Source organism: Fervidobacterium pennivorans DSM 9078 (genome assembly GCF_000235405.2).
GTDB lineage: Bacteria > Thermotogota > Thermotogae > Thermotogales > Fervidobacteriaceae > Fervidobacterium > Fervidobacterium pennivorans.
In genome coordinates this window covers 457,110-483,524 of sequence record NC_017095.1, presented here as the reverse complement: position 1 = coordinate 483,524, position 26,415 = coordinate 457,110, and the positions used below count along the sequence as shown (strand labels likewise).

Below are 26,415 nucleotides of genomic sequence, written 5' to 3'. Positions count from 1 at the left end.
CTTTGCAAAGGAGTTGTTGGTTTCCATATTCGTCCTGACCATGTAAACAAGGAGTCTCACTTTGGACAAGAAGGTTTTAAGTTGTTCATCTTTGGGAACCTGCTGTTTTACAAAATGAAAGAGAAGTAAGCGTCTTTATAGCTGATATAGACAATTTCAAGAAATTTAACGATACTCTTAGTCGACGTTGTCCTTGCAACAATTGGGGTGTTATAATGGCTGCAACTATGATTGCACTTTTGCCAAAGTAATTTCTCTTTTCCTTATTGCAGGACCTCTTTGTTAAATCACTTGTTGGAACGGGCTTGAAAGGTTGAAGACAATCAGTTAGTAATTTCTTATTTGATTAAAGAAAATCCGGTTTTTTATGTAACATGTTACATGGTTATAATGTGGTTTGTAATTAGTACACAGCTGCATCATTCTGAATTCAATCAAGGAGTGTCGATTTATGAGTAGAGCGAAAAAAACGTTAGTTAAATTCACACTTTACATACAGATTTTGTTCTTAGTATGCATAGCAACTTTGAGCTCTTCAAACACGCTAACAACTGCCTACAACACTACTAAGGAGGTTAAAAAGGTGGAGAATTTAAAGGTTCGTGTTTGGCTAACAACAGTGGATCAAAAGCATTTGCTTAAACAAGTGGATATAAAAGAACCACTTTCAACCAGCTATCAGGAGGAATACAAAATAGTTGTCAACACTAGCAAAAAATACCAACAAATGGATGGTTTTGGTGCTTCTTTTACTGATGCTTCTGCTTATCTTGTATATAACAAACTATCCCCGGAAAAAAGAAGAGAGGTCATGGAGAAATTATTCGATAGGGAGAAAGGCATTGGTATCTCTTTTCTAAGGCAACCAATGGGGGCTACCGACTATACAACCAAATTGTATAGTTACGATGACTTACCCCCAGGTGTTGCTGAGGACCCGGAGTTGAAGTATTTTTCAATTGACCACGACAAAAAATATATCATCCCGCTTCTCAAAGAAGCGATGGAAATAAACCCTGAGCTAAAAATTATGGCATCTCCATGGAGTCCTCCCGGTTGGATGAAAACAACAGGAAGTATGATAGGTGGTTCGTTAAGAAGGTCGTATTACGGTGTTTACGCTCAGTACTTTGTGAAGTTCATAAAGGCTTACGAAGCTGAGGGAATACCAATTTACGCTATCACTGTTCAAAACGAGCCATTGTACGTTCCAAAAGAGTACCCTGGTATGAAGATGGACTGGGTCGAACAGGCAGATTTTATTGGCGAATACCTTGGACCGGCTTTTGAGAGTGCAGGTATCAAGACGAAAATCTTGTGCTACGACCATAACTGGGACAACACAACTTATGCCGCCTACGTTTTATCTCACGAGAAGGCTTCAAAATACGTAGCAGGTTCAGCATGGCATTTCTACGGTGGAAAACACGAGGCGATGAGCAAGATAAAAGAGATGTTCCCCGATAAGGAAATTTGGTTCACCGAAGGTTCAGGCGGAGATTGGGTGCCAGCATTTTTCAATGCATATATGGACCAAATGATGCATGTAATAAGAATTCCAAGGAACTGGGCAAAGACCGTTGTGTGGTGGAATATAGCTCTCGATGAAAGAAGAGGACCAACAATCCTTTCAAAGAGCACATGCAGGGGATTAGTAGAAATTAATCAAAAAACAGGTGAAGTCAAATACAACGTAGATTATTACACACTTGGGCACATAAGTAAATTTGTGTTACCAGGAGCATACAGAATAGATTCTTACACATATCAAGACAAACTCGAATCTGTTGCGTTTTTGAATCCAAATGGTTCGAGAGTCCTCATTGTGTCCAACAGAACAAATACAGCTAAGAAAGTTCAAGTTGTTGAAGACGGTTTGGAAGTCTTTTCATACATTTTACCAGCATACGCATCCGCTACTTTTGTTTGGCAAGAATGAAAACGATAAATTTTTAGGTTACCACACTTCCAAGGGAGGGATGAGCGATGAAAAAAAGTTTTTGGCTTATCATGGTGTTGTTAGTATTAAGCGTTTCAATTTTTGGAAAGGTAACGATTACAGCGGCAGTTTGGAGTTGGGATTTGGAAAAATACAAAAAGATCGCTGCTGAATTCACAAAGATTTACCCTGATATCGAAGTCCAGTTTGTTGTCAATGAACCAGATGTGAATGGCTTCCTAACCGCACAAGTAGCTGCCAAAAAGCCTTTACCTGATGTTGTTGTCCAATCATGGGAGGCACTACCATATCCAGTTTCACAGGGATGGGTTTATCCCGTCGACGAATTTCTAAAAAATGACCCGGATGTTAAATATATTCCAAAAGCGCTGAAGGAAGCGTTTATGTACAACAACAAAACCTATGCACTACCCGAAAGATTGCATTTTCAAGGTATTTACATTAACTTGGATTTGCTTAAGAAATTAAACCTAACAAAACCTCCATATGAATGGTCAGTTGAACAATTCAAACTATATTTAAGAAAGTCAACCACGAGGGAATATTCAGGTATAAATCACCTGTGGGATTTTGACAATGTTATGGCTGCTGTCCTTAACAAAAATACAACATACTGGAGTTTCAATCCTACAAAATGGGAATTTGACCTTGTCAACGGCGGATGGTTACCAGCTATAAAACTGCAAAAGGAATTAAAATCTATACCGGGGCTGGTTTCTGATGATTTAAAAAACGATGAGTTAAGGAACAAAGGTGAGATGGATGATTACCAAAAGAAATTCGGAAAAGATGCAGATGCGTTTAGAGAATCAAAAGTTTTGATGGGATTCCATGGAACATGGGACTGGTCATGGATAAGGACGTTACCGTGGAAATTTGACTTTTACCCACTCCCACTTGATCCAAAGATAGGACTACGGATGCCAGTTCACGTTAATTATGCATTTATGACTTCTACAACCAAGTATCCGAAGGAAGCATTCTTGTTCCTGAAATTCCTTACATACGATCCCAGAGGAGTTGTTGCAAGATTAAAAATTGACAACGCAAACGGTGTTGAAAATGGTTGGAATATCGATTGGTTTATACCTGCAACAATGCATCCAGATGTTGTTTCTTACTTTGATTCACTCAAAATTCCAGATGGAGTAAAGTGGCTGCTTAAGAAACTCGACAAGGCAGTTCGAGTAGATATGTGGAAAACAGTTCCTGGGTGGGATCAAGCAACATGGGATGTGATATTCCCCGTTAGTGAAAAAGTGAGAAGAGGGGAAGTACAACCAGAAGTTGTTGCAGCCGAAACGCAAGAAAAAGCGAACAAAATTATCAAAGAAGCATGGGCAGAATTCTCCAAGAAACTTGCAGAAGTAGAAAAGAAATTCCCCGAGCTGAGAAAACAAATCGAAGGTAAGTAAAAAGATTATTAACCATCGCAAGCTCCCGCAAAAACAAGCGGGAGCTTTTTCTATTTAGCACAAGCGAGCCTTTTTACAATTCCTTACCTTTTTCCAGCCAAAATCACAGATTTTTGCCAATTTTGTATGAAACATGTTTCATGAGTATAATACAAGTGTTACTGAAAAAGTTTCATGTTGTTACAACAAGTATGTTCTTCTTCGAATGAATGCCGGCACTTTAGTGTAGTAACTGTTTGAAAACCCTAAAAACTTTCAGGAGGTGGAAGGTATGAGGAGAACGGGATTAGTGGTATTTTTGGTAGTTCTTGCAGCGCTTTTAGTGTTCACATCATGTGCTAAGCCAGAAGATCAGAACCAAGGAGACCAACAGCAAGTAACAGAAGAAAGCACAGTAGTAACCTGGTTCACTCTGGAAGAGGTTCCAAACCCAGAACCTGGAAAATGGTATTGGTTCCAAGATGGTGAGATGTTCACGAAACCTCCAATCTTAAAAGCTGATGGCACAGTTGTAGCTACTAGGACTGAGTTAACAGGTGGTCAATATAATGACTGGAAAGCCCAACTTTTGAGATTTTATGATCCTTCAAAAACCAATTACACTGTCAAACTGAGTGTAAAAGCGAACCAAGATGCAACAATCCCATACTACTTTGGTTGTGAGCCATATGTGGATGAGGCTCATGCAGTCAGAGATTCGTTTGATGTGTCTACAGAAGCAACAGAAGTTACACTTGAGCTTACTAGGGACTTCGACGTACCAAAATTCTTGAAGCTTTCTTTCGAAATTGGTAATATCCCAGGCATAGTTCTTGAGATTAAATTAGCTACCGAAACAGCAAATTGAACCTATAAACTTTAAAACTTTTGAAAGCAAGGTGACTGGTATGTCTAAAATTACTAAAATTACTAAGTTATTATTAATACTTTTCACTGCTTTCCTACTTTTTTCCTGCCAGTTTCAAGAGAAGGTAGAAGCAGTTGAAAGTGTTGTCCAGCAACAACAGTCAAGTGATACATCTGGAACAAGCTTGCTTAACAACTGGAATTTCCGCTCAAGCATCAAAAATGACCAAGCAAATGCTCCATTCGAGTGGTGGATTTGGGAGGCAGCAAATTACGGTGTTAGCGATGGAACAGTGGATGCTTATGGTATAAAAGATGGGTACGCGTTTATAAAAGTTGCAAACCCTGGTACCGACACGTGGCACATCCAGTTCAACCAGTGGGTCAAACTTAAGCAAAAACAGTACTATTTAATCTCCTTCAAAGGAAAGGCTGACGAACCAAGGAAAATCAACATCAAGATACTTATGAACCATGATCCATGGGTAAATTATTTTGCTGAAACCGTTGAACTTGGAAAGGAATGGAACACATATACGTTCTACTATAAACATCCAGATAAGGCTGACGAAACCGTTAACTTCTGTTTCGAGTTAGGTAAAGACAAGGCAACTACAATCTATATTGCAGATGTTATTTTGAAGCCAGTTGACGAATCCGAAGTCCCTGAAGAATTTAGAGAAGAAGAACCAGAAACTGTCGAATACGACTTCGATGAAGAAGAACCAGATAACCTTGTTAATAACGGCGATTTCGCTTACAAAATAGTAAATGACCAAGGCAGTATGCCAACCGAATGGTGGATTTGGGAAGCAGGAAAATATGGAATCAGTCCTGCAAAGGTGGAAAGTTTTGGAGTAGAAAATGGTGTAGGATTTGTTAAAGTTGAAAACTCCGGCTCCGAAACCTGGCACGTTCAATTCAACCAATGGGTGAAACTGAGAAAAGGCAACAGCTATGTAATTTCGTTCAAAGCGAAAGCAGCAGAACCGAGAAAGATATGGGTTAAACTTGTTCAAACAGGTGCTCCATACGGTGTTTATTTCAACCAAGAAGTTGACCTCTCAACCGAATGGCAAACATTCGTTTTCGAATACACTCACCCAGATGATGCGGATCCTGTTGTAACATTGAGCTTTGAGCTCGGAAAAGACAAACCAACCACAGTCTACTTCGACGATATTTCAATAAGCCCAAAGAAATGAAAGTTCACGGTACATGAAGAATTACTAAAAACATTAGGCACTCTGGGTAACCGAATGTAGGTTACCCAGAGTTTTAGAGTAACATTTGCAGAAAAACAATTGTGGAGGGAAGTATATGAAGAGAGTAATTGTGATGATTTTTTCTGTCTTAGTATTCATTAACATTTTTGCTGGTTCTGTTCAACTCAACGGAAGAGTAGAATTTAATTACACAATAAACCCAGATTTCTCCCTTGCAGTTCGCAACTGGTTCCCAGGTGATAATGCAGCATATCTTGTTGTTACATCAGGTGGAGCAGTGCTTGTTGTTGATGTAAAATATACAGCACCGAATATCACAAGTATGTACGTAAACGAGCTCTTCATGCCATGGAAGGTAAATAGTAACCTTACGGTGTTCTTTGGCTACAGAAACGTGGCAGATTACAATAGCTTTATGGGAAGTGGTGGCTCCTTTAAATGGGCGTATAACGGAACAGGAATTTTGTGGTACAAAAGCACAGTGTCTTTCATCTACACGTTCGGTGGTTTTATGTTCGATGTCGGAACAAACTTCGGGAATCCTTTAACTTTTGCACTTCTTATGAAAACTAACAATTTTTACCCACTTGGTTTGACGTTAAACGTTGTAGGAAAAGCTGATTTGTCCGAAGGTTTGGTTGGTGCAAGGCTTGCTTATCCGATAAGACCATTCACACTTTACTTAGCTAGCGGATACGATTACGTTAACGCAACAATCAAAGGTATGCTAATTGGTTTCGTCGGTGAAGTTGCAGGGACCAACATTTCTGCAGAAATGGATTTGACAAATACTATTACAGATCCTACGAAAATCAAGTTGGCTGGCGATGTTAATTACAAACTTGTGGGCTACAAGATAGGAGTTAGCGGAGATTATAACTTCGCAACGGGCGATTTATCTTTGGAACCATACATTGCAATGAAACTGGGAAATGCTGATGGTAAATTGCGTGTGCGCTTTGAAGAAGATGGATACAAATACACACAGTTCACTGTAGGCTTCAATTTCTGATTGAATTCAAATATTTCGGCTGGAGGTGTTTTAAATGCGCAAGTTTGTATTGGCTTTGCTTCTAATTTTATTTGTGGTTTCTGCGTTTGCTAAAGCTACCATAACGGTATCTGTTTGGAGTTGGAACGTGGATAGATACAAAAAACTCATCACTGAATTTAACAAATACTATCCGGATATTGAAGTAAAACTTGTCGTAAACCAACCAGAAGTAAATAGCTTTTTGACGGCACGTGTCTCTGCTAAACAAGCTCTCCCGGATGTTATTGCAGAATCATGGGAACCTCTATCTTATCCTGTTTCTCAGGGTTGGGTTTACCCATTAGATGAATTCCTTAAAAATGACCCGGACTATAAATATGTCCCAGAAAGCGCACAAAACGCATTCAAGTATCGCGGAAAAACTTATGCCCTTCCGGAAAGGCTGCATTTTGAATGTATAGTTATGAATCTTGATTTACTTAAGAAGTTGAATTTACAGGTTCCAAAATACGAAGAATGGACTGTCGACCTTTTCAAACAATATGCAAGAAGAGCTACGACGAGGGAATATTCTGGTATCAATCACCTATGGGAATTTGATACGTTTATGGCAGCAGTTCTCAGTAAACACACAACATTCTGGAGCTTTGACCCAGTAAAATGGGAATTTGACCTTGTGAACGGAGGATGGATACCAGCTATTAAGTTGCAAAAAGAACTTAAGTCGATACCTGGGTTAGTCTCCGATGACCTTATAAATCAGGAATTGAGAAATCAAGGTCAACTCGATGACTATCAGAAAAAGTTTGGAAAAGATGCTGATGCTTTCAGAGAATCAAAAGTGCTCATGGGATTTGAAGCAACTTACGATTGGAGCTGGCTACATACAGTACCTTGGAATTTCGATTACTATCCTCTTCCATTCGATCCAAAGATAGGCATGAGACTGCCTGTTCATATCAACTATACGTTTGTAAGTGCAACGACAAAGTATCCAAAGGAAGCATTCCTCTTTGCTAAATTCCTTTCATACGACCCGAGAGGTGTTATTGCGAGATTGAAACTGTATGAGTCTGAAGGTGTGGAAAGAGGTAGATTGGTTGATTGGTTTATTCCTGCAACGATGCACCCAGATGTTGTAAAATACTTTGAAACAATGAAGATACCAAACGGTATCAAATGGATGCTCAAAAACCTTGATAAAAGTGTTAGAGTGGATATGTGGAAAGTTGTTCCAGGATGGTTCGAAGCAATATGGGACGTTATATTCCCAGTTAACGAAAAAATCAGACGTGGAGAAGTTACACCAGAGGCAGTTGCCGCTGAGACTCAAGAAAAAGCTAATAAAGTGATAAAGGAAAACTGGGCTATTTTCGAAAAGAAGTTAATCGATGCGGAAAAGAAATTCCCACAATTGAGAAAGCAAATTGAAGGTAAATGAAGGTGGATAATCCCAGGTTTGATATGTAACTTCCCCCGTTGGCTGAGATTCACAAAATCTTACTAACTCAGCCAACGGGATTATATCAAGTAAGCTCAATAAAAAAGCAGAAAGCATAGACAGTTAAACAAAAACAAAGCAAGGGGTTGATTATAAGTGAAAAAAATTCTCATCTTGTCTGGGATAATAGCCTTAATTGTTGTTGCTGTTATGATAGTCTTTTATTTTTCAGGTAGAAGCGTTTATACAAAATTCGTTGCTTCTATAGCTGAGTTGGTAGAGAAATCCACAAAGGTATCGAAAGATTTTGTTGGTATGTCTAGTTTGGAAGCTTATGAAAAGCTTTCTGAAATGAGATTTTCAGATTTAGATAATTACGCTGTTTTTAATTTGGACTTCCAAAATCCTGTTATTCTTGGAAACGATGAAGCAACAACGCTGATTCTTTCTGTTAATAAAGATGGTGAGTACGCTGTCGTGCTTAAATACAAATACGGTACTAACACAACAAGTAACGGAACTTTAGAGTTTGAGGTAAATGGAAAAACTTATCTGGGGATTCTGGATAACTTCACTTACTATGATTTCAATGAAAAGATTTACGATAGATATGGTAACGAAATAGCACCCGAGCAAAAACCTTTTGAAAAAACCTACATGGCATTTATCAAAGATGCAAGCAGAATTTCCAAAAGTCCTCTCTTATTGAAACTAAACATAGGTGATAATCCTATCTTGGTTAAAAATACCCGTTCACCAGTAACTATAGAGGGGCTTTATTTGGTTCCAAAATCTTACCTTACCAGTAGCAAGCCTTATGCGGAATACAAAAATTTAGAGCCTAATATTTCAAGTCACGATTACGTTATAGTCATTGAGGCTGAAAATCTGTCATTCAAGTCTGATTCACTAATATCTGTAAGCAACGAGCAAACCGCTTTGGTAACGCCTTACGAAATTCTTAAAAAAAGGATTAACGTTGTCGATGAGAATACTTATAAACAGGCCGGGCAAGAGGTTTTTTGGACTTTCTATGTAGACACCCCTGGTTATTACAAAATAGCCTTCAGGTACAAACAATCACTGAATAGAGGTATTCCTGTCTTCAGGAGAATTTCTATAGATGGCAAAGTCCCGTTCAAAGAATTTGTAGATTACCCATTCCCCTACACTGGTTACAACTGGAAAGACCACGTATTAATGAGCGAAGAAAATGAACCTTTCGAAGTTTATCTTGATAAGGGACTACATATCCTCTCGTTGGAAGTTACCACAGGAATATATGAGGAAACTATCCGATTTCTTCAAGAAAGCGTGAAAAAACTGCAAGAAATAGGTTTAGAGCTGAGAAAACTCGTTGGAAACAATTTAGACCCAAACCGAACATGGAATATTGAAAAATACATGCCGAACGCTGTACCAGATTTGGAAAGTATCTCACAGAACCTGAGAACCGAACATGACAAGTTAGTCAATATTGTGGGTAAACAAGGGCTACCATCGATTGCAGACATGCTCGTATGTGCTGGAATAATAGATAACATCCTCAGGAAACCTGAAAAATTGCCATTCTATATAGATGTCCTTAGTGAGGGATCTTCTTCCATCGCTCAAAGACTTTCCGAACTCTCGATGAGATTAAAAGAACAGCCAATGGGTATCGACAAAGTCTACGTTTTTCAAGGAAGTCTTGAAAAGTTCGCTTATCCGAAATCCACGTTTTTGATAACCGCTTACGAAGAACTTCAAAAGTTATGGCTATCCTTGTTCAACAAAAATGAAGCTTATTCCATATACGAGAAGGTTGATGAAGCAAGTTTGAGAGTATGGGTAAATAGACCCGTACAATACGTTGAGACATTGCAGTATTTAACAGATAGTGACTTCACAAGAAAAACAGGTATCAAAGTGATTTTCTCTATCATGCCCAATGAACAGAAACTCGTTTTAGCAAGTGCTGCAAATGCAGTTCCAGACGTTGCTATGAGTATCAGCAATTGGATACCGTTTGAACTTGCAATAAGGAATGCTCTCTTCCCACTTTCATATTTTCCTGACTTCTTCAAATTTGTAGAAAAAAACATTAACATTGAAACACTATTACCGATGGTTATTAGTGATAAGGTGTATGGAATAACAGAAACACAGAACTTCTATGTACTTTTCTACCGAAAAGACATTATCGAGAAACTGGGTATACCGATACCAGATACTTGGGACGATGTAAAGAAGATACTTCCTGAGCTCCAAAGACGAGGAATGAATTTCTCTATCCCGATGTGTGAACAAACAACGAAGTACTTCAACACAACGGCTCCTTTCTTCTTCCAGAATAAAGCAAGGCTTTATACAAAGGATGGCATGAAAACAGCTATAAACGAGGAAAATTCAGTGAAGGCGTTTGAACTAATGACCGAACTTTTCGCGATATACGGAATTCCAGAACAAGTTGCAAGTTTTTACAACTCGTTTAGATACGGCCGTATCCCAATAGGTGTTGGTGACTTCGGATTGTATGTAACTCTATTAAACGCTGCTGACGAAATTTATGGGCTGTGGGATATAGCTCCTTCACCAGGAGTCAAGGACGAGAACGGACAAGTTCTTAGATACCAAGTTGCAGGTGATAGAGCTATTGTTATCTTCGCAAATTCGGATAAGAAGGAAAAGGCTTGGGAATTCATCAAGTGGTGGATGTCTAAAGACACGCAAGTCAAATTCGCGAGGATGATGGTCAACAGGTATGGTCCAACTTACCTTTGGAACACAGCCAATATAGAGGCATTCAAAGAACTCGATTTTATCGATGAAAGACACAAGAGAGTCATACTCGAACAGTGGAGATGGATTAGAGAAGTCCAAAGACATCCGGGCGGTTATATGGTTGAAAGAGAAGTAAGCAATATATGGAACAGTGTTGTAATTGAGGGTAAACCTCTTCGAACATCGATTGATAGGTCCGTGATACTTATAAACAGAGAGCTGGAAAGAAAACTTACAGAGTTTGGTTACATAGTCAATGGAAAGAAGGTTAAAGATTACAAGATGTATGACAGTATGGAAGAATTCCTAAAGACTGTGGTAAATCGAGGTGAAACAGAATGAGAATAAGTTCAAAAAAAGACCGTGGACATTGGCTTTTGTTGTCACCATATTTGATTTTATTCATTGTATTCATAGCATTACCAGTTGTTGTCGCTATATACCTTTCGTTTACCTATTTCAACGCAATTGAAAAACCTAAGTGGATAGGTATACAAAACTACATCACACTCATCACACGGGACACACTCTTCATGCAAAAGGTTTTACCAAACACTATAAAATACGCTTTGATTGTTGGTGTTGGTGGATACATCCTTTCATTCATATTAGCCTGGCTTGTCGCTCAACTTACTAGGATACCGAGAACAATATTCGCTTTGATAATTTATTCTCCTTCTCTAACAGCAGGTGTCACGATGTCTGTAATTTGGCGGGTACTTTTCAACGGTGACCAGCAAGGGTATCTGAATGCGCTTTTACTTAAGCTTGGACTTATAGACAAACCTGTCCAGTGGTTACAATCACCACAACATTTGATGGATATTATGATTCTCGTTTCGCTTTGGAGCAGTATGGGAGTAGGATTTTTAGCGATGCTTGCGGGTATATTAAACGTCGATGAACAGCTTTACGAAGCGGCATACATAGATGGCATAAAGAACCGATTGCAAGAAATTATATACGTTACTATACCTGCAATGAAACCACAAATGCTTTTCGGAGCAGTGATGTCAATAGTAAATACATTTACTTCTGCGGGTATCGGAGTTGCACTCTCTGGCTCAAATCCAACCCCACAATACGCCGGTCAACTAATCGTAAACCACATCGAAGATTACGGTTTTCTCAGGTACGAAATGGGATACGCGGCGGCTCTCTCAGTTGTGCTACTTTTGATTATCTGGTTCTTCTCAAGAATAGCATGGCGTTTATTTGGAGAGCGCTACTAAGTAAATAAATAAATTACTAAGAGTTAGGGGGAGAAAGTATGGCAAAGTTCACCACAAAAACAAATCCGAAATATTTCCATAAAAGTCAGCTGAAATTCTACTTTATCTTAGCACCAATAGCTATTTTCATGCTGTTGCCAATAATCTTCATCTTTTCACAAGCGTTCAAGCCTGTCGATGAATTATTCCTTTATCCTCCAAGGTTTTTCGTTAGAAGACCAACGCTGGCTAACTTCTATGAATTATTCCAAATCACGCGGGCTTCAACGATACCTGTATCTAGGTATCTAATGAATAGCATATTGACCGCTTTCTTTACAGTGCTTTTTACAATAATCATCTCGGTTTTTGCGGGATATGCGCTCTCTAAGAAGCAATTTAAAACCAAAAATTTGCTGTTTACGATAAATAATCTTGCACTCATGTTTGTTCCCATTGCTGTTATTATTCCAAGGTATTTAATAGTTCAAAAGCTTGGACTTATAGACACATTTGTAATTAATATTCTCTCGCTTTTGGCAATGCCGATTGGTGTCTTTCTTGTAAAGCAGTTTATAGACCAAATCCCGGACGCACTTATCGATGCGGCTCTCGTTGATGGAGCAAATGATTTCCATATAATCTTCAATATAATAATGCCACTTTTAAAACCAGCTATATCAACAGTAGGCATTTTGGCATTTCAAGTTGCTTGGAATAGTGCAGAGGCGTCGACTTACTACATAAATAACGAAAATCTTAAAACATTCGCATTTTATGTTTCCAACCTTACCCAAACAACGGGTAACACAGTGGCTGGTCAAGGAATAGCTGCTGCGGCTGGCTTAATAATGTTCGTGCCTAATTTGGTACTTTTCATAATTATGCAATCAAGGGTTATGAATACGATGGCTTACAGTGGTTTGAAATAACAGATTACTCAAAGCTTTTTGTTGGGTGGTGTGAAAATCGTGGGAAGCAAGAACAAAAAGAACAAATCAAGATTAAGAAACGCTAGTATTCTTTTTGGAATTTTGTTTGGACTTTTTATGTTATACAATCAACTCTTTGCCATTAATAGTGCGTTCCTCACTTACACAATATCAGGTAAAAACGAATGGAAAATAACTCAAGATGCATACGTTGTGAGTGAGGTGCTCTTCAAGGATTTAGACCTCTACTACCCCGAAGATATCTTTATAAAGGACAATAAAATGTACATTGCTGATTCAGGCAATGCGAGAATTGTTGTTTTCGATATGGTAACCAGGGAAGCAACTTACGTGGGTGATATGTCTTTATTCCAACCGACAGGAGTATTCGTTGATGACACATACATTTATGTAGCTGACCCTGGCACATCGGAAGTTGTAATATTCGATAAATCTGGTAACGAAATAAGAAGGTTGGGTAGACCTACAAATCCGTTATTCGGAGAGACTGCAAATTTTAAACCCAAAAAGCTTGTTGTCGATAAGAGAGGTAACTTTTACATTGTCAGTGAGGGCACATTCGAAGGTATCATACAACTCGACCAAAATGGTGAGTTTCTCGGTTACTTTGGTGCGAATACCGTTGGAATAACGCTTCTGGACAAATTCATAGACATATTCTACACTAAAGAACAAAAAGAGAAGTTCCTGAATAGGATTCCAAAACCTTATACAAATATTACAATAGATACCAAAGGACTTATCTACACAGTAACTCAGAAAGAGCATGGAAATGCTATTAAAAAGCACAATACAATAGGTTTAAATATACTCCCTCCATCTAAAGAACGTAGGATGGTTGACGAACCCAACTTCATAGATATCACCGTAGATACACATGGAAGGATGTTCGCATTAACTGAGACAGGACTCATATACGAATATGATTCTGAAGGTAACTTGTTAGTTTCTTTCGGTGGTCGTGCTATTGCCACAGAAAGAAATGGCTTGTTTACCGTAGCCTCTGCAATTGCTGTTGATGATGAAGGTAAGGTTTACGTTCTTGACAAAGAGCGAGGACTTGTCCACGTTTTCAATCCTACTCAATATATTCGCACTTTGCACAAAGCACTCGAATTTTATTCTCAGGGAAAATATCTCGAAAGCAAAAAACTCTGGGAAGAAGTTATGATATACGATGGTTATTCCAAAATTGCCCATTACGGACTTGGAAAAGCATATTTCCAAGAAGGAAATTACAGAGCTGCAGCAGAGGAATTTAAAAAGGCTTATGCGAGAAGAGATTATTCAGATGCATATTGGGAAATTAGAAACGAATTCTTACAAAAGAATGCAGGGACCATTTTGCTAGTGTTTATAATCCTAATAATTCTTTTCGTAGTATTTGACGAGCTGTCAAAACGTGGGTTAATCAAAAAAAGAGCAACAATTAAGTCTAAGCTACTAAGTGATATACTCTACATTAAAAACATATTGAGGCACCCACTTGATACGTTCTATTACATTCAAAGGAAAAAACATGGGTCTGTGTTTTCAGCCACTATCATTTATGTACTATTCTTCTTGGTGGTACAATTTGATTATTTCGGTAGAAGTTTCATCTTTAATTTAAACGTCCAAGATAGGTCCGTTGGATTTGTTCTACTTGCCAGTGTAGCTCCAACGATGTTATGGGTTTTTGCAAACTACTTAGTTAGCTCCATTAACGACGGTCGTGGAACATTAAGGGACATTTATATATTCACAGCGTACAGTTTTGCCCCTTACATTCTTTTCCAGCCGCTTGTAATATTGCTTACTTACATACTCACCTATAACGAGGCGTTCATAGTATCTTTTGCCTCGATGATTCTCATAGCCTGGTCTGCTGTTCTACTTTTCACTGGTGTCAAAGAAATCCATGATTACGGTATTAGAGATACGGTAAAAAGCATATTACTCACTTTAGTCTGGATATTCGTAATAATACTTGTCTACTCCATAGTCTACATGCTCTGGGACCAACTTGTTCAAACACTCTACGCAATTGTCCAGGAGGTGCTCTACCGTGCAAGATAAACAACACAAAAGATTCAAAGATGTTCTCAGAAGAAATAAATCTTTTGTATCAACGTTCATTCTTGTTATTTTGTTTATGTTCTCCTGCCCTCTTTTTGCGCAAACAGTCGGAAATGATTATCTTTCAAACAGGTTTACAAGACCTGAGGTAACCGCACTCGTCAAATCACCGTTCACACTTGAAGGGTATACTAAGATATCTGAGAGTAGCTATTTGGAACTATGGATGGATTTAAAAACTACTTCGGTGCGGGTTGTTGACAAAAGGTCTGGATACATATGGGGAGATGTTTTAGAAACAACTGATGCTTACAACGAGATGAACACTACGTACCAACTTATAGCAAAGTCTCTTGTGCTCTTGGAGTATTTTGATGAGCGTGGTATATCAAATGTGATAGGCTCAGGAGAAGAAAATGTTAAAAAGCATTGGAAAAGAATCGATAACGGGGTTGTTTATTCCCTTTATTTTGAGCCACTTGAGATAGCTTTCGATGTACGTATAACCCTCAAGGATGATACTGTAAAATTCGAGTTGCCTCAAAGCACTATAAAAGAAGGGAAGAAATTTACAATAGCATCTGTAATGTTTACACCCTTCTTAGGAAGCACAATAGCTGATGAAGTCAACGGATATGCATTCGTCCCAGATGGTCCGGGTGCACTGATTAGGTTTTCAAAACCAGCTCATTATCTGAATTGGTTTGAGAAAAGGGTTTACGGTAAGGACTACGCTATTGAAAACTTGGTAACAATCAACGACCTGAGAGCAAGAAGGCCAAATGACTTTTTAAGAGAAGAGCCAAGCGCGCTTATTCCGGTATTTGGTATAGTTCATGGGGTAAATCAAAACGCACTCTTTGGAGTTATCACCTCTGGACAAGAATATAGCGCTATAGTTTCGTATCCAAGTGGTATTTTAAGTAAATATAACTGGACATCCGCAAAATTCATCTACAGGCAGAAATATCTCCAACCGACAACAAGAAGCGGTGCAGGAATACAAGTTGCTCAAAAGAATCGGAATAAGTTCGACGCTGTACTTGAAATTTCTTTTCTCACAGGTTCATCGGCAAACTATGTAGGTATGGCTAAGTATTACAGAGAAAAGTTCGCCAATGAATTATTCGGGAACAAAAATATGTCCACTACACAACTCAACTCAAAAACAGTTGAAGATATACCCCTTTACGTAAGCATCATTGCCTCAGACATCGAAAAGATGCTGATAGGTCATAAAGTCATAACTATCTCTTCTGTAGAGCAAATTAAACAAATCCTCAACGAACTAATAAGCAAAGGTATCAGCAACATTGTGCTTTTAATTGAAGGCTGGCAAGATGGGGGAATCCACGGGAACAAAGTAGGAAGGTTTGGATTGGAAAAGAAGGTCGGTGATTTCAAGGAACTCTTGAGGTATATTGTTGAGTTCAACACAAAAAACAAAGACAATGGTAAAAGAGTTGAACTATTTTTTGTTGACAACGTGACAAAGGTAACTGAAAAACAACTGAACATTAGAAAAGAAGTTGGTTTGAATCTTTCGCAATCCATAATCTCTGAGGAAAGGGATAACAAAGACCTTTGGCTATACAAAAGCTACTATGTAAGAATAGACCTTGCCTCAAGATATCTTTTAACGCGTGCATCAAAACTTTCTCAACTTGGTTTTAAAAATGTTGCTGTTAGAGAATATGCGAACAAACTCTATGGTAATCTCAAGATAGGCTCGGAAATATACCGTTCGGAAGCTAAGCAAATTGTCGAGAAGACACTGAACGATATAGCCTCGAAAATGGGCAACGTAATTCTATTCGAACCAAACGATTATACATGGAAGTATTCTACAACTATTGGAGCCATTCCAATGAACTCCAGTCAGTATCTTTTCGAAACAGATACCGTCCCCTTCCTACAAATCGTGTTAAGTGGTAGACTAGATTACTTCACACCATATATGAACAATGGGTTCTTCTCAAAGATGGATGTTCTAAAAGCTATAGATTACGGTGCTTATCCTTCGTTCTTAGTATCTTGGCTTGATAACGCATCTCTGAAGGACACACCGTTATGGGATTACCCATCAACTCGGTACGAAGATTGGAAAACTAAGATTGTGGAAATCTATAATACAGTCAACAGTGCCCTCAAATATGTAAAAGGTTCAACTATAACAGATCGTATTGTGATAAAGCCGGGAGTGGTGAAAGTAACATACAGTAACGGATATGAGATATACATCAATTACACAAACGAAGAATTTAAAGATAGTTTAGTGGTTGTACCTGCCGAATCATTCAAAGTTGTTAAATCCAACAATTCTACAAATGGAGTTGGTTCCAAATGAGGAGAAGCACAAGAAAAGCGCTTACCGGTTACATGTACATATTGCCGTGGATAATAGGTTTCGCCGTTTTCACAGCGTATCCGTTCTTTTACTCGCTCTACTTGAGTTTCTTCAACGTAAATTTTACGGTTGATGGAATTGAAGCCACATTTGTTGGATGGAAGTACTATATCTACGCCTTCAGAACAGACCCAGCATTCCCGATAAATTTCTGGAACACGATACTTAATATCGTGTTATCAACACCCTTAATTATCATATTCTCATTGATAGTTGCAATACTACTCAATAGAAAACTTGTAGCAAGGACATTCTTTAGGCTGCTTTATTTCTTGCCAGTTGTCATTGTAAGTGGTCCTGTCGTGGCGGAGCTTGTCGCAAACAATGCGGCAAGTATAGTTGACCCAAGAAAATACTTCATATACAGATTCTTTCAAATGATACCAAACACGATAAGTTACCCGTTCTTATACATGTTCAATAACTTGGTGTTGATTCTCTGGTTCTCAGGTGTTCAGATTATATTCTTTCTCGCAGGGTTACAGAAGATAAGCAACAGCATATACGAGGCTGCTCAGATAGATGGAGCAAACGACTGGGTTATCTTTTGGAAGATAACACTACCCCTTATAAAACCATTTGTCTTGGTGAACACGATTTATACCATTGTTGACCTTGCTTCATTCGCAAACAACGCAGTTAATACAAGTATAACTCAACATATGTTTGACATAGACAAGCCGTACTCATACTCCGCTGCCTTATCTTGGATATACTTTGCAGCAGTTATGCTGATTCTTGGTATCGCGTATCTGTTGTTACGCGAAAGGAGGAAGACAAGGATATGAAAATGTCAAAGAATAAAGAAAAGAAATTCCGCGTTTCTTATTACAAGACATTCAAAGAGCCTGCGACGAAAACCATAATATATGTTGTTTTAATAGGCATTGGTTATGCTTACCTTTACCCATTGCTATACATGATTACTTCATCCTTTATGAGTGTTGAAGATTTGGTAAATCCAACAGTTGTTTGGATACCAACTAAATTTACTCTTGACAACTTTGTTAGGGCTTGGAAAGTGTTGGAAATGCCCAAGGCGTTGTGGAACAGTGTTTATACATCAGCTATACCCGCACTGGCACAGAGTTTGATAACAGCCCTCATTGCGTATGGTCTCTCGCGTTTTGAATTTCCACTCAAAAGATTCTGGATTGTTTTAATGCTTGCAACGTTCTTAATACCAACGCAAGTTACTCTGGTCACAAAATACGTGTTGTTTAGCACACTCAGGTTGACTGATACTATCTTTGCAACATTCTTACCGGCGATTTTTGGACAGGGTATTAGAAGTGCTATATTCATACTACTTTATCTCAACTTCTTCAACATGCTACCAAAAGCAATCGACGAGGCGGCTGAAATTGATGGTGCTAATACATTCCAAATCTTTTACAAAATCATACTTCCACTTTCTTTGCCTGCAATCGTGACAACGTTTATCTTCTCATTGGTTTGGTATTGGAATGAAACCTTGCTATCTGGGCTTTTGCTTGGAAATAAGATTAAAACTCTACCTTTGGAACTCAGAGACTTCGTTGTGAGATACGCTGTCATGTTTCCAACCGCCGATGGTAGTGCGGCAAACAGAATTAACGAGGGTATAAGAATGGCAGCAACTATGATAACAATTCTTCCACTATTGATAACTTACTTGTTCCTCCAAAGGCAATTTGTTGAAAGTCTTGAGCGAACGGGAATCACTGGTGAATAAGCACGCAATAGAAAACATCGAAGAGGGGAGATGAGTAAAATGGTCTTCGATATCGAAAGGGTAATTTCTGAGATGACGGTTGATGAAAAGATAAGCTTTTTGGTTGGCGTAGGTTTACTTTCGTTACCTAACAACCCTGCTCCTAGAGTTAAAGGAGCGGCTGGTGAAACAAGACCCATAGAAAGACTTGGTATCCCAGGTATGGTACTTGCAGATGGACCGGCTGGTTTAAGGATAGACCCTGAACGTGAAAATGATGAGAATAAATACCACGCAACAGCATTTCCCGTTGAAACTATGCTTGCCGCCACTTGGAATAGAAATTTGCTTAGAAAAGTTGGAGAAGCAATGGGAGAAGAAGTCAAAGAGTACGGTGTAGATATACTTTTAGCTCCGGCGATTAACATCCACAGAAATCCTCTGTGCGGAAGAAACTTTGAATACTATTCCGAAGACCCGCTGTTAACAGGCGAAATGGCTGCAAGTTTTGTTGAAGGCGTTCAATCCCAAGGTGTTGGTGCCTGTTTAAAACATTTTGTGGTAAACGAACAGGAAACGAATAGGATGACCGTTGACACTATCGTTTCTGAGCGTGCTTTGCGAGAGATATACCTGAAACCATTTGAAATAGCTATTAAGAAAGCAAAGCCGTGGACTGTTATGAGCTCTTACAATAAGCTAAACGGTAAATACACATCTCAAAATAAATGGCTTTTAAAAGATGTGCTCCGTGACGAGTGGGGATTTGATGGGTTAGTGATGACTGATTGGTTCGCAGGTGATAATGCAGCAGAGCAAATCAAATCTTGGAACGATTTGCTGATGCCAGGAAATACGTACCAAATTTTCAAACACAGAAGACCAGAAATCGAGGAAATCAAAGAAGCTTACGAACGTGGCGAAATCACCGATGAAATGTTAAATGAGCGGGTAAGAACCATTTTAAAAGTGCTTGTTAAGACTCCTTCATTCAAAGGATACAATTATTCGAACAAACCAAACCTTGACGAACACGCAAAGGTTTCATACGAAGCCGGATGCGAGGGTGTTGTTTTGCTAAAGAATGAGAATACTTTACCACTCTCACCAGATACAAAAATTGCGCTATTCGGAACAGGGCAGATTGAAACGATACGAGGTGGGACAGGTAGTGGGGAGACTCACCCAAGATACACCATTAACTTCTTGGATGGTGCGATTGAAAAAGGATTGAATGTTGACATGGAACTGGCAGAGTTTTACAGAAAAAAAGTCTCGGATTTTAGGGCCAAAGATTATGTTATAACCAAAGGTCAATGGGGTGAAGATATCGTACCCAAGCTCCCGCAGGATTTCATTAGCGAAGAAGATATTGAAAAATATGCTTTAAGAAACGATGTTGGAATATTCATCATAACAAGAATCTCAGGAGAAGGTGTTGACAGAAAGCTTGAAAAAGGTGACTTCTATCTTGCTGATGATGAAATCAGTATAATGTCGAAACTTTCAACAGCGTTCAGAAAGCATGGTAAGAAGTTCGTAGTCGTTCTAAATATAGGTTCTCCTATCGAAGTGGAAAGCTGGAAAAATCTTTGTGATGCCATACTATTGGTTTGGCAACCAGGTCAGGAGGCAGGAAGAATCTTTGCGGATGTGATAAGTGGAAAAGTGAATCCGTCCGGAAAGCTTCCAACAACATTCCCAAAAAGATACGAAGATGTTCCATCGAGGTCGTTCCCGGGTGAACCAAAAGATAATCCGCAAGTAGTAGTTTACGACGAGGACATCTACGTCGGATACAGGTATTACGATACGTTTAGAATAGAACCAGCTTTCGAATTTGGATTCGGACTTTCGTATACGACGTTCGAATATTCCAATCTAAAGTTACATAGAGACGGTGGAGATATTGTTGTAACTTTCGAGGTCAAGAACACAGGCAACATGGTTGGAAAAGAAGTTGCACAAATTTATGTGAGAGCTCCAAAAGGCAAAATAGACAAGCCTTACCAAGAATTGAAGGGTTTTGAAAAGACGAAGTTGCTTGAACCAGGAGAAACTCAGAAAATGGAAATTAGAGTTCCCGTCTCAAGCCTTGCAAGTTTTAATGGTCATTGCTGGGTAGTTGAAAAGGGGGAATACGAAATAAGAGTTGGTGCCTCATCAAGAGATATCAGATTGGTAGGTAAGTATGTACTAGACTAAGTTCACAATTTTAAAAAAGGAGGTCTTGAAATGGTAAGATACTACTTCGACGAGAATAAAAGATTTGTAGTTGAAGACTATAATAACTCAAAACCATTTGCAAGCTTTTTGCCTGGAATAGCTGGTAAGAAAGGTATACCGCTGTGGGTGTTTTACGTTAACCGAGCTCAAGCAATTGCATCTTTCGGAATTGCGCATAAAGATAACCCTATTATGGAATTCCACCCGGCTTTTAGATCTTATCAAGTTGTCTTCACACACGGCTTCAGAACGTTTGTTAAAGATTTGTCTATGGATGCATTCTTTGAGCCTTTTGGAAAAGTGGTTTCCGATAAAGTTGTACAAAGGATGTATATTGCCAGGAATGAAGTCGAGATAGAAGAAATAAATAATGTATATGGTCTTAAAACAAATGTACTTTACTTCATACTGCCCCAGGAGAAGTTAGGAGCACTTATCAGAATTGTTAAATTCCAAAACATATCTAACGAAGTAAAACACTTTGAAATTCTCGATGGGCTTGCTGCACTCCTTCCTTATGGAATCAACGATTACGGTTTAAAGCATGTGGGTAACACGTTAAAGGCTTGGATGGAAGTATATAATTTGGAAAACAAGATGCCAGTATTTAAACTCAGGTCAACGGCAGAAGATGTAGCAGCTGTTTCCGAATTCAAAGAGGGCAATTTCTACGTTTCGTTCAAGATTCAGTCAGGAAAAAAGGAACTCTTAATGCCGTTGGTAGATCCTGACATTGTTTTCGGAATGAATACCTCATATATCGAACCAGATGTTTTCATCGGTTCAAGGTTAGAAAATATAAGGAAAATGAAGCAAATCACATCGAATAGGGTGCCTTGTGCTTTCTCTCCGACCGAAGTAACACTCCAACCCGGCGAGGAATTTTATATTTACACAGTTGTTGGACATACGCCTGATATTAACTTACTCAACGAATACGCAGAGAGATTCTCAAGTCAAGAATACCTTGAAAACAAACGAAAAGAGGGTAATAAAATAATTGAAGAAATTGTTAATGATGTATGGACGAATACTTCTTCTGATTTATTTGATGAATATGCCAAACAAACTTACCTTGACAACATATTAAGGGGCGGATATCCAGTTGTTCTGCGCGAAGGTAAAGATAGATTAGTTTATCACATATACTCGAGGAAACACGGTGATTTAGAAAGAGATTATAACTATTTCGTGTTATTGCCAGAGTATTATTCTTCCGGTAACGCGAATTACAGAGATGTGAATCAGAACAGAAGAGAGGACGTTGTCTTTCACCCAGAGGTAGGAAATTACAACATTCGGTTCTTTGTCAACTTGATACAGCCGGATGGTTACAATCCCCTTGTAATAAACGGTGTCAGATACAGGCTGAAGCCTGAATGCGAAGGTATTAAAGATTTCTTGAAGGCCGAACTGGGGAATTCAGAGAATGCTGATAAATTGTTTAATTTCCTCAACGCAGGTAATCTAACACCTGGAAAATTGCTAACATTCATTGAAAAGGAAAATATAGTCCTAAAAAAAGACTTCGAGGAGTTTCTGAGGAATCTGGCAGAGTACTTTGAAGAAGAAACAGACGCTGTTCATGGCGAAGGTTTCTGGACTGACCATTGGACTTACAACTTGGACCTCATCGAGAGTTATTTGGCAATCTATCCTGAAACAAAGGAAGAAATTCTTTTTGATGACAAATCCTATACATACTACGATAATGCAGAGTGTGTACTTCCCAGGTCAAAAAGATATGTCTTCGTCGACGGAAAGGTAAGACAGTACAATTCTCTCTACCTTGATGAAGAAAAGAAAAGACTCATTGAATCAAGGGATAAATTCAAAAATGTTGTGAGAACAAATAAAGGAAAAGGTGAAATCTACAGAACGACACTAATAACCAAACTTGTCAATCTCTTAGCTGTAAAATTCGCAACAACAGACCCTGCTGGCGTTGGTATAGAAATGGAAGCAGGAAAGCCAGGTTGGTACGATGCATTAAACGGATTACCTGGATTATTTGGTTCTTCCGTTGCAGAAAGCTACGAGCTTCTGCGTTTAATGAATTTCATTATAGAAACATTGAAAGAATACCAACACAGGAAAGTTAACTTGCCAGTCGAAGTTATGGCGTTAATTAACAAAGAAGCCGAAATCATCGATTGGTACAATGCTTGCAATGATGATGATAAAGATTTCAAATATTGGGAAAAGATGTCCGACCTTAGGGAAGCTTACCGTGAAGATGTAAAGTTTGGATTCTTCGGTGAAGAAGTCGAAATCACAGCAAATGAACTAGGAAGCGTCCTTGAAAGGTTCAGATCAAAGTTGAAATCCGCTCTTGACAAAGCAATTGCTGAAAGCAACGGAATGATGCCAACTTACTATTATTTTGAGGCTGAAAAATACGAAATTATCAACGAAGAAGGTAATCAAAAATTCGTAAAAGTCCACAAGTTCAAACAAAAACCTATGCCATACTTTTTGGAAGGAATGGTTCGAGGATTTAAAGCTTACGGAAACAACAAGGAGTTTATCAAGGAAGTTTATAAGAAAGTCAAGTCATCAGAACTCTACGACAAAAAGTTAAAAATGTACAAAGTTAACGCTCCTTTGAAGGAACAAAGCATAGAAATCGGACGTGCTAAGGCGTTCACACCCGGTTGGTTGGAAAATGAATCAATATGGCTACACATGGAATACAAATACATGTTAGAACTTATAAAGAACGGCCTATACGAGGAGTTCTATGAGGATTTCAAGAACGTAATTGTTGCTTTTATGGACCCAGAAGTATACGGAAGAAGCCCTCTGGAAAATTCATCATTCATAGCAAGCAGTGCTAATCCTGACGAAAAAATCCATGGCACCGGTTTTGTTGCAAGGCTGAGTGGTGCAAGTGCGGAGTTTTTAAGCATGTGGAGGATAATGCTAGCGGGACTTAAGCCGTTTAAGTTTATTAATGGAAAACTATTCTTGTCTTTCGAACCCATATTACCTGGTTGGTTGTTTGATGAAGAAGGAAAAGTATCGTTCAATTTCCTTGGAAAAGTAAAGGTAACGTATTTGAATCCAAAAAGGCTCGATACCTTCAAATTCGATGTCTCAAAACAAAGAATCAGTTTGACAACAACTACGTGTGAAAAAATACAAATCGCGAGCAACCTTATCGAAGAACCATATGCAAGGCTTATCAGAGATGGTAAAATTGAAAGTATAGAAATAACTTTCCTTTACGAGTAAACATATGATAAAGAATGAAGAAAGAAGGTGGTGTTGAATGTTGTTTTCAGAGTCTAAATTTCGCAAATATCTGTTACTCATGGTATCCGTCGTATTTTTAACCTTTCTTACTACAAATTGCTTAGCATCCTTAAAGGAGTATGAGAATATGATAAAAGATCCGAGATGGAAGTTGGTTTGGTCAGATGAATTTGATGGAAAGGAACTTGATACCAGTAAATGGAGATACGATATAGGTAACAACAACGGTTGGGGAAATGGTGAGTGGCAATACTATACCGAAGGAAAAAATGCATGGATTGAAAAAGGAATGCTTGTAATTGAGGCAAGAAAAGAAACTGTTAAAGATGGCAACAAGACTTTTAATTACACGTCCACCCGTATTAAAACGGAAGGTAAATTCACTGTTCAATATGGAAAGATAGAAGCAAGAATAAAATTTCCTTACGGAAAGGGTCTTTGGCCAGCATTCTGGATGCTTGGTAGCAATTTTAGGTATGTTGGTTGGCCGACGTGTGGAGAAATTGACATCGTTGAGTTCTTGGGACATGATAAGTGGACTGCGTATGGTACTTTGCATGGACCTGGTTATTTTGGTTCAAATGGTATTCAAGGAAGGATAAGGTTGGAACCACCAACACCAGATTTTGCAAGTGATTTCCACGTTTTTGGAATAATGTGGGACGAAGAAAAGATAGTGTGGTATGTTGACGACAAAGTTTACCATATAGTCACCAAATCTGCGATAGAGTCTCGTGGAAAAGCTTGGGTGTTTGATAACGACTTTTTCATAATATTGAACCTTGCAGTTGGTGGATATTGGCCCGGTTATCCGACGAACGAGACACCATTCCCTGCAAGAATGTATGTGGATTATGTGCGGGTCTACCAAATGGAAAGTGGTGAAGAGTAATTAACGATAGATTTCTGAGGTGGTTAGGATGGCTAACATTAGAGACGTAGCACGGATGGCAAATGTTTCGATAGCAACAGTTTCGAGGGTTATTAATGGTAGCGAAAATGTTTCTGAAGAGACTAGGAAGAAAGTCTTGAATGCGATGAAGAAGTTAAATTACAAACCAATGATGTCGTTCAAAACAACATCCAGAGAACTGTTCAAAACCATTGGTATATTGATTCCAGATATACGCGGTTACCACTACAGCGATATCGTTATGGCCATTGAAGAATATGCTTATTCAAAAGGATTCGACATAATGTTAGCATTACCCAAAGGCGAACCTGATGCTGAACAGCATGTCTTAGATCAGTATTTCCGAAGAAAAGTAGACGGTGTCATTCTTGGAGAACTTTACGGAGGCAGTAAACTTATACAACGTTTTGAGAAAAGTGGTATACCGATGGTTGTTATTGATTTTGCTGTTGATGAAATTAACTTTGATACGGTAAATGTTGATAACATTGGTGGTGGATACGCTGCGATTAAATACCTTTACGAACACGGCCACAGGAAGATCCTTTTTATCCCGGGTCCAGAAAACTCTCCAGCTGCACTCGACAGGGAAAAAGGGATAAGAAAGTTCATAGATAAGGTAGGTAATAGCAACTTGGAAATATATTACGGGGTTCACAGAGGTTACAATTCAGAACATGGGTGGGTAAGCGTGGTACGCCATCTTCAAGAACACGGTTTGAATTTCACAGCGATATTTGCTGTCAATGACTGGGCAGCAATAGGTGCGATGGATGCACTGAAAGAACATGGAATAAAAGTTCCAGAGCAAGTATCGGTGATAGGTTTTGACGATGCACCATTTGCAAATTACACAAATCCAAGACTCACAACAGTTATGCAACCCAGGTGGGAAATGGGCACAACCGCTGCTCAACTCTTAATTGAGCGTATAACAGATAAAAGAACGAGGCTACCAAGAAATATCATCCTTCCAACAAAGATAGTTGAAAGAGAATCTGTTAGACAGACATGAAAGATGCAAAACATTATGCGGGGCGAGTTGCCCCACATT

General features: G+C 38.7%; 17 protein-coding genes. All 17 read left to right on the top strand.

The genetic code is table 11. From position 1 onward, the window contains the following. Positions 1-451 precede the first annotated feature (451 nt). Positions 452-1,939 (top strand): glycoside hydrolase family 30 protein, encoded by a 1,488-nt coding sequence (locus tag FERPE_RS02240; RefSeq protein WP_014451059.1) that lies wholly within the window; start codon positions 452-454, stop codon positions 1,937-1,939. 47 nt (positions 1,940-1,986) lie between these two features. Next, positions 1,987-3,375 (top strand): ABC transporter substrate-binding protein, encoded by a 1,389-nt coding sequence (locus FERPE_RS02235; RefSeq protein WP_014451058.1) that lies wholly within the window; start codon positions 1,987-1,989, stop codon positions 3,373-3,375. 271 nt (positions 3,376-3,646) lie between these two features. Further along, positions 3,647-4,222 carry a hypothetical protein gene (locus FERPE_RS02230; RefSeq protein ID WP_014451057.1) on the top strand — a complete coding sequence of 192 codons (576 nt, stop codon included), beginning with the start codon at positions 3,647-3,649 and terminating at the stop codon, positions 4,220-4,222. Between the two features lie 40 nt (positions 4,223-4,262). Further along, the gene (locus tag FERPE_RS02225) at positions 4,263-5,426 is read left to right on the top strand and encodes a carbohydrate binding domain-containing protein (protein WP_014451056.1); all 1,164 of its coding nucleotides are present in this window, start codon (positions 4,263-4,265) and stop codon (positions 5,424-5,426) included. 115 nt (positions 5,427-5,541) lie between these two features. Continuing rightward, complete coding sequence (locus FERPE_RS02220; RefSeq protein WP_014451055.1) at positions 5,542-6,459, top strand: hypothetical protein; 918 nt, start codon at positions 5,542-5,544, stop codon at positions 6,457-6,459. 34 nt (positions 6,460-6,493) lie between these two features. Further along, positions 6,494-7,882, top strand: coding sequence for an ABC transporter substrate-binding protein (locus tag FERPE_RS02215; RefSeq protein ID WP_014451054.1), 1,389 nt, complete (start codon positions 6,494-6,496; stop codon positions 7,880-7,882). 156 nt (positions 7,883-8,038) lie between these two features. After that, a complete protein-coding gene (locus FERPE_RS02210; protein WP_014451053.1) occupies positions 8,039-10,987 on the top strand; it encodes an extracellular solute-binding protein in 2,949 nt (982 codons plus the stop codon). Next, the gene (locus FERPE_RS02205) at positions 10,984-11,877 is read left to right on the top strand and encodes a carbohydrate ABC transporter permease (protein ID WP_014451052.1); all 894 of its coding nucleotides are present in this window, start codon (positions 10,984-10,986) and stop codon (positions 11,875-11,877) included. The genes FERPE_RS02210 and FERPE_RS02205 overlap by 4 nt, the downstream gene beginning before the upstream one ends. Before the next feature lie 38 nt (positions 11,878-11,915). Then, entirely contained in the window at positions 11,916-12,788 is an 873-nt protein-coding gene (locus FERPE_RS02200; RefSeq protein ID WP_014451051.1) for a carbohydrate ABC transporter permease, read from the top strand. 39 nt (positions 12,789-12,827) lie between these two features. Then, positions 12,828-14,867, top strand: coding sequence for a YIP1 family protein (locus FERPE_RS02195; RefSeq protein WP_014451050.1), 2,040 nt, complete (start codon positions 12,828-12,830; stop codon positions 14,865-14,867). Next, positions 14,857-17,214, top strand: coding sequence for a DUF5696 domain-containing protein (locus tag FERPE_RS02190; protein ID WP_014451049.1), 2,358 nt, complete (start codon positions 14,857-14,859; stop codon positions 17,212-17,214). Before FERPE_RS02195 ends, FERPE_RS02190 begins: the two co-directional genes overlap by 11 nt. Beyond that, positions 17,211-18,062 carry a carbohydrate ABC transporter permease gene (locus tag FERPE_RS02185; RefSeq protein WP_014451048.1) on the top strand — a complete coding sequence of 284 codons (852 nt, stop codon included), beginning with the start codon at positions 17,211-17,213 and terminating at the stop codon, positions 18,060-18,062. Before FERPE_RS02190 ends, FERPE_RS02185 begins: the two co-directional genes overlap by 4 nt. Next, positions 18,059-18,988, top strand: a complete 930-nt coding sequence (locus FERPE_RS02180; RefSeq protein ID WP_014451047.1) for a carbohydrate ABC transporter permease — start codon at positions 18,059-18,061, stop codon at positions 18,986-18,988. Before FERPE_RS02185 ends, FERPE_RS02180 begins: the two co-directional genes overlap by 4 nt. A 39-nt stretch (positions 18,989-19,027) precedes the next feature. After that, entirely contained in the window at positions 19,028-21,172 is a 2,145-nt protein-coding gene (locus FERPE_RS02175) for a beta-glucosidase family protein (protein ID WP_014451046.1), read from the top strand. Between the two features lie 30 nt (positions 21,173-21,202). Further along, the gene (locus FERPE_RS02170; protein WP_014451045.1) at positions 21,203-24,427 is read left to right on the top strand and encodes a hypothetical protein; all 3,225 of its coding nucleotides are present in this window, start codon (positions 21,203-21,205) and stop codon (positions 24,425-24,427) included. Positions 24,428-24,575: 148 nt separating this feature from the next. After that, positions 24,576-25,340 carry a glycoside hydrolase family 16 protein gene (locus tag FERPE_RS02165; RefSeq protein WP_245530424.1) on the top strand — a complete coding sequence of 255 codons (765 nt, stop codon included), beginning with the start codon at positions 24,576-24,578 and terminating at the stop codon, positions 25,338-25,340. 28 nt (positions 25,341-25,368) lie between these two features. Then, positions 25,369-26,376 (top strand): LacI family DNA-binding transcriptional regulator, encoded by a 1,008-nt coding sequence (locus FERPE_RS02160; RefSeq protein ID WP_014451043.1) that lies wholly within the window; start codon positions 25,369-25,371, stop codon positions 26,374-26,376. Positions 26,377-26,415 lie beyond the last annotated feature (39 nt).

Coding starts and splice junctions, on each gene's coding strand:
- FERPE_RS02180 (WP_014451047.1), top strand. CDS start 18,059: ATGAAAATGTCAAAGAATAAAGAAAAGAAATTCCGCGTTTCTTATTAC.
- FERPE_RS02200 (WP_014451051.1), top strand. CDS start 11,916: ATGGCAAAGTTCACCACAAAAACAAATCCGAAATATTTCCATAAAAGT.
- FERPE_RS02215 (WP_014451054.1), top strand. CDS start 6,494: ATGCGCAAGTTTGTATTGGCTTTGCTTCTAATTTTATTTGTGGTTTCT.
- FERPE_RS02170 (WP_014451045.1), top strand. CDS start 21,203: ATGGTAAGATACTACTTCGACGAGAATAAAAGATTTGTAGTTGAAGAC.
- FERPE_RS02230 (WP_014451057.1), top strand. CDS start 3,647: ATGAGGAGAACGGGATTAGTGGTATTTTTGGTAGTTCTTGCAGCGCTT.
- FERPE_RS02235 (WP_014451058.1), top strand. CDS start 1,987: ATGAAAAAAAGTTTTTGGCTTATCATGGTGTTGTTAGTATTAAGCGTT.
- FERPE_RS02220 (WP_014451055.1), top strand. CDS start 5,542: ATGAAGAGAGTAATTGTGATGATTTTTTCTGTCTTAGTATTCATTAAC.
- FERPE_RS02185 (WP_014451048.1), top strand. CDS start 17,211: ATGAGGAGAAGCACAAGAAAAGCGCTTACCGGTTACATGTACATATTG.
- FERPE_RS02240 (WP_014451059.1), top strand. CDS start 452: ATGAGTAGAGCGAAAAAAACGTTAGTTAAATTCACACTTTACATACAG.
- FERPE_RS02175 (WP_014451046.1), top strand. CDS start 19,028: ATGGTCTTCGATATCGAAAGGGTAATTTCTGAGATGACGGTTGATGAA.
- FERPE_RS02160 (WP_014451043.1), top strand. CDS start 25,369: ATGGCTAACATTAGAGACGTAGCACGGATGGCAAATGTTTCGATAGCA.
- FERPE_RS02165 (WP_245530424.1), top strand. CDS start 24,576: ATGATAAAAGATCCGAGATGGAAGTTGGTTTGGTCAGATGAATTTGAT.
- FERPE_RS02225 (WP_014451056.1), top strand. CDS start 4,263: ATGTCTAAAATTACTAAAATTACTAAGTTATTATTAATACTTTTCACT.
- FERPE_RS02205 (WP_014451052.1), top strand. CDS start 10,984: ATGAGAATAAGTTCAAAAAAAGACCGTGGACATTGGCTTTTGTTGTCA.